General features: G+C 70.6%; 4 protein-coding genes and 3 pseudogenes. 5 read left to right on the top strand and 2 right to left on the bottom strand.

All coding sequences use genetic code 11. The features are described 5' to 3' along the window. The 3 genes and pseudogenes from R6V09_RS46585 to R6V09_RS46595 form a co-directional block, all read left to right on the top strand. A pseudogene (locus tag R6V09_RS46585) lies at window positions 1-262 on the top strand (methyltransferase type 11); the annotation flags it as partial. Window positions 263-348: 86 nt separating this feature from the next. Next, complete coding sequence (locus tag R6V09_RS46590; RefSeq protein WP_317887521.1) at window positions 349-1,038, top strand: M24 family metallopeptidase; 690 nt, start codon at window positions 349-351, stop codon at window positions 1,036-1,038. Window positions 1,039-1,100: 62 nt separating this feature from the next. After that, a complete protein-coding gene (locus R6V09_RS46595) occupies window positions 1,101-1,946 on the top strand; it encodes an MOSC domain-containing protein (RefSeq protein WP_317887522.1) in 846 nt (281 codons plus the stop codon). A gap of 48 nt (window positions 1,947-1,994) precedes the next feature. Here R6V09_RS46595 and R6V09_RS46600 read toward each other — a convergent pair. Both R6V09_RS46600 and R6V09_RS46605 read right to left on the bottom strand, forming a co-directional pair. Beyond that, window positions 1,995-2,195 (bottom strand): annotated as a pseudogene (locus R6V09_RS46600) (dihydrofolate reductase family protein); the annotation flags it as partial. A gap of 64 nt (window positions 2,196-2,259) precedes the next feature. Beyond that, window positions 2,260-3,162 (bottom strand): LysR family transcriptional regulator, encoded by a 903-nt coding sequence (locus R6V09_RS46605; RefSeq protein WP_317887523.1) that lies wholly within the window; start codon window positions 3,160-3,162, stop codon window positions 2,260-2,262. A 175-nt stretch (window positions 3,163-3,337) separates the two neighbouring features. Here R6V09_RS46605 and R6V09_RS46610 point away from each other — a divergent pair, with 175 nt between their 5' ends. Then, window positions 3,338-4,276, top strand: coding sequence for a family 2A encapsulin nanocompartment shell protein (locus R6V09_RS46610; RefSeq protein ID WP_317887524.1), 939 nt, complete (start codon window positions 3,338-3,340; stop codon window positions 4,274-4,276). Between the two features lie 2 nt (window positions 4,277-4,278). Then, window positions 4,279-4,559, top strand: a pseudogene (locus R6V09_RS46615) (hypothetical protein); the annotation flags it as partial.

The raw sequence follows: 4,559 nt of genomic DNA on the forward strand, positions 1-4,559 counted from the left end.
GGGCCTGATCAACCACGTACCCTACCCCGCGGCGGCCCTGCGCGAATGGGCCCGTGTCACCGCACCCGACGGCACCCTGCTGCTCTACCACCCCTCCGGCCGCGCCGAACGCGCCGCCCGCCACGGCCGCCCACTCGACCCCGACGACCCCCTCGCGGAGATCAACCTGCGCCCCGCCCTGCGCACGGCGGGCTGGGACCTGTCCCGCTACGAGGACGCCCCGCACCACTTCCTGGCACGCGCGTCCCGCGTCGCCGGATGAGACTGCCGTCCCGCGCCACGGGGTGCGGCGAGCCCGGCATGCGGAATCCCGTTGCCGACGATGATCGGGCTGGTTAGGTTCGGCCCATGGCTGACGACGAACCCACGCGGGCCGCACGCCTGCTCGATGCCCAGGCCAAGGCCGCACTGCTTTTCGCGGAGATCGAGGAGCGCGGGCTCGTGGCGCCCGGCGAGGGGGAGCGTGCGGTCAGCGACCGGATCCGCGACCTCGCGAACGAGATGTTCGGCACCACCCGGCACTGGCACAAGCGGATCGTGCGCTCCGGGCCGAACACCCTCGCGCCGTACAAGGAGAATCCGCCGGACCGGGTGATCGGCGCGGACGACATCGTGTTCGCCGACTTCGGGCCGATCTTCGAGGAGTACGAGGCCGACTTCGGCCGGACCTTCGTCCTCGGTGACGACCCGGTCAAGCACCGGCTGCGCGACGACCTGCCCAAGGTGTTCGCGGCCGGCCGGAGCTTCTTCGGGAACACCCCGGACATCACCGGCGAACGCCTTTACACCGAGGTCGTCCGCCTCGCCGAGAAGGCGGGCTGGGAGCTGGGCGGCTGGCACGCCGGACACCTGGTCGGCGAGTTCCCGCACGAGTCGATCGAGGGCGCGCACGTCGAGTCGTACGTCACCCCGGACAACACCACCCCCATGCGCCGCACCGACAAGGCCGGCCGCACCAGTCACTGGATCCTGGAGATCCATCTCATCGACCGGGAAAGGCAGTTCGGCGGGTTCTACGAGGAACTGCTCACCCTCTGACGGGGATTGGATCCCGGAAAACCCGCTGGGGTTCCGGGGGGCCGGCCCGCCATAGTTGATCCATGGGGACTGTGGCGGCGCTGTACCGCTATCCGGTGAAGTCGATGGTGGGCGAGGCCGTGACCGCCGTGTCGGTCACGGAGCGCGGGCTCTCCGGGGACCGGGTCTACGCCGTCCTCGACGGGACGGGCGCGGTGGGCAGCGCCAAACACCCGCGCAAATGGGGCGAGTTGCTGCGCTGCCGAAGCCGGCTGGACGACTCCGGCGTGGTCCGGGTCGTACTGCCGGACGGCACCGCCCTCCCGGTCGAAGACCCGGACCTGGACGGGGAGTTGTCCAAACTGCTCGGCCGCCAGGTCCACCTGTCGGCCGACGTGCCGGAGGACGGCAGGCTGGAGCGCGCGGTCCCCGCGTACGAGGGCGGTGTCCCGGACTCCGTGCGGGAGTCGGCGACAGTCGACGTCACCGGGGAGAGCATCACGACGGGCGGCGTCGCCCCGGGGACGTTCTTCGACTTCGGCCGGGTCCATCTCGTCACCACCGCGGCCGTGGACCGGATGCGCACCGTCCACCCCGCGGGGGACTTCGACGCCCGCCGCTTCCGGCCGAACCTGCTCGTGGACACCCCCGGGGGACCCGGTTTCCCGGAGGACGCCTGGGTGGGGTCGTGTCTGCGGGTGGGGGAGGCCCTGTTCCGGGTACTGGTGCCCACACCCCGCTGCGTGGTCCCCACCCTCGGCCACGACGAACTGCCGCCGGACCCCGGCATCATGCGCGCGGTCGCCCGAGAGCACCGCGTACCGGTCTTCGACCTGGGCCGGCTCTCGTGCCTCGGCGTGTACCTGGACGTCCTGGAGACGGGCACGGTCCGGGTGGGTGACCCGATCTCCTTGCAGAACACCGGGTGATCGTCCGGGCGCCCAGGAGCGACCTCCCACGATGTTCCGGCGGAACGGTCAATCCACGAAGCGGTACTTCAGGTGGGTGGCGAGAGGAGTGCCGACCACCCTGACCTGCTCGACGCGCCGCCGTCCCGTGCCTGTTCCGTCGAAGAGCCGCAGTCCGGCGCCGAGCAGTGCGGGCACCACATGCAGCTGGAGTTCGTCGACGAGCCCCGCCCCGAGGTACTGCCGGACCGTGCTCGCACCACCGGCGACGACGCCGCCGAAGCGGAGGTGCTGCGGACCCTCGGCGATCCGATGCCGGAGAGGGCCGATCCGGTCAGGTCGGCCATTCCGGTTCGGCGACGGTCGCGGCGAGTGCGTCGAGGAGTACTTGGGCCGGCTGGGACGCGGGCGGCTTGCCGTGGACCGCGGCCACGACCTGGCGGCGCATGCCGGGGATGCGGTGGAGCCGCACCCCGGCGTGCCTGTTGGCGAGGAGGGTGAGGCCCGGCAGCAGGCTCACGCCGAGCCCGGCCGCGACGAGCGCCTGCACGGCGACGTAGTCGTCGGTCTCGAACTCGACCACCGGCTCGAACCCGGCCCGCCCGCAGGCCGCGACGAGATGCTCCCGGCAGCGTTCGCACCCGGCGATCCAGCGCGCGTCGGCATAGGTGGCCAGCTCCGCCCGGGGGCCGTCCCAGCACCGGTTGGCCGGAGTGACCACGTACAACGGCTCGTCGAGCAGCGGTGTCATCGTGGTGTCGCGGCGATCGCGCTGGGGCGGATCGCCGTGTTCGAAGATCAGCGCCACGTCCACGTCGTTGTTGCGCAGGGCGTTGAGCGCGTCGGGCGGTTCGGCCTCCCGCAGGGTCAGTTCGACGGCGGGATGCTCGGCGGACACACGGGCGGCGGCGAGCGGCACCAGGGTGGCCAGCGCCGAGGGAAAGGCGGCCAGCCGGACCCGGCCGGTGCGCAGCCCGGCCAGCTCGTCCAGTTCGGCGTGCACCGACTCGACCTGCGCGAGAATCGACTCGGCCCGGTCCACCAGCAGTCGCCCGGCCTCCGTGAGCCGGATACCGCGCCCCATCCGCTGCAACAGCGGAACGCCCACCTCGGCCTCCAGCTTGGCGAGTTGATGACTCACCGACGGCTGGGCGTAGTGCAGTGCCTCGGCGGCTGCCGTGATCGAACCCTCGCGGGCGACGGCGACCAGGACGCGCAACCGACTCAAGTCGATCATTTGTGAATCATAGTCCGCGTCGATGACAGCCTCGAAAACACGCATTGGACCATTACCGGGCTCACTGCGACGGTGAATCGATAGTGGGTGCGAGAGATCTCGGCCGCATTTGTCCCCGTCGGCGATCTCACCCCTCACGCGTGCCCGGCCACCGGGCGCCGAAAGGAGATGGCGCATGACCACGGCTGTGAATCCACCGTCGCGATCGATGTCGGTGAGCGACGGTGCGGCGCGAACCCTCGCGAACGCCACCAAGACCGTTCCCCAGATGAGCTCCATCACGCCTCGCTGGCTGGTGCATCTGATGTCCTGGGTCCCGGTCGAGGCAGGCATCTACCGGGTGAACAAGGTCGTTCATCCCGAGTCGGTGCGCATCGAGTGCGACAACTACGACGAGTCGCCGCTGCCGGACACCTTCGTCGACTACGAACGCGAACCCCGCGAGTACCGGCTCAAGGCCGTACAGACCGTCCTGGACCTCCACACCCGCATCTCCGACCTGTACTCCAGCCCGCACAACCAGACCGCACAGCAACTGCGGCTGACCATCGAGGCGGTGAAGGAACATCAGGAGGGCGAGCTGATCAACAGCCCGGAGTACGGGATGCTGGCCAGCGCGGCGGCCACCCAGCGGATCTCCACCATGGCGGGGCCGCCGACACCGGACGACCTCGACGCCCTCATCACGAAGGTGTGGAAGCAGCCCGCCTTCTTCCTCACTCATCCCGAGGGCATCGCCGCGTTCGGCAGGGAGTGCACCCGGCGAGGCGTACCGCCGGCCACGGTCAGCATGTTCGGCTCGCAGTTCCTGACCTGGCGCGGCCTGCCGATCATCCCGTCGGACAAGGTCCCGCTGGAGAACGGCAAGACGAAGTTCATCCTGCTGCGCACCGGCGAGTCGCGCCAGGGCGTGGTCGGACTGTTCCAGCCCGGGCTCTCGGGCGAGCAGGGGATGGGCCTGTCGGTGCGCTTCATGCAGATCGACCGCAGCGCCATCGCCTCCTACCTGATCTCCCTGTACTGCTCGCTCGCGGTCCTCACCGAGGACGCGCTCGCCGTGCTCGACGACGTCGAGGTGGACAAGTTCCATGACTACGCCCCGAGTTACCGGTAGCCATGACCACGCCCCCACCCACCGGTAACGGTGCCGCCCCTGCGTGGCTGCCGGACGAGGAGACGCTGAGCCGAATGGCCGGGGAGTTCTTCCGAGCACTCCCCGGGCAGCCGGCCGACACGGAGGCACCGACTCCGGCCTTCGACGGCCGACCGGAATGGCCGACGCCCACCGGCCTGCCGCTCGCGGACTCTTCTCCTACGGCGCCTTCCGGGCCGTCGGCCGCGCAGTCCGCTCCTGCGGTGCCCACCGGTCCGCCGGTCCCGGGCCCGTTCCCCGCCAC

The sequence above is a fragment of the Streptomyces sp. W16 genome, from assembly GCF_033194735.1.
Taxonomy (GTDB): Bacteria; Actinomycetota; Actinomycetes; order Streptomycetales; family Streptomycetaceae; genus Streptomyces.

What these genes read in the sequence shown, in the direction of transcription:
- R6V09_RS46590 (WP_317887521.1), top strand. Translation starts at nt 349, where the DNA reads ATGGCTGACGACGAACCCACGCGGGCCGCACGCCTGCTCGATGCCCAG.
- R6V09_RS46595 (WP_317887522.1), top strand. Translation starts at nt 1,101, where the DNA reads ATGGGGACTGTGGCGGCGCTGTACCGCTATCCGGTGAAGTCGATGGTG.
- R6V09_RS46605 (WP_317887523.1), bottom strand. Translation starts at nt 3,162, where the DNA reads ATGATCGACTTGAGTCGGTTGCGCGTCCTGGTCGCCGTCGCCCGCGAG.
- R6V09_RS46610 (WP_317887524.1), top strand. Translation starts at nt 3,338, where the DNA reads ATGACCACGGCTGTGAATCCACCGTCGCGATCGATGTCGGTGAGCGAC.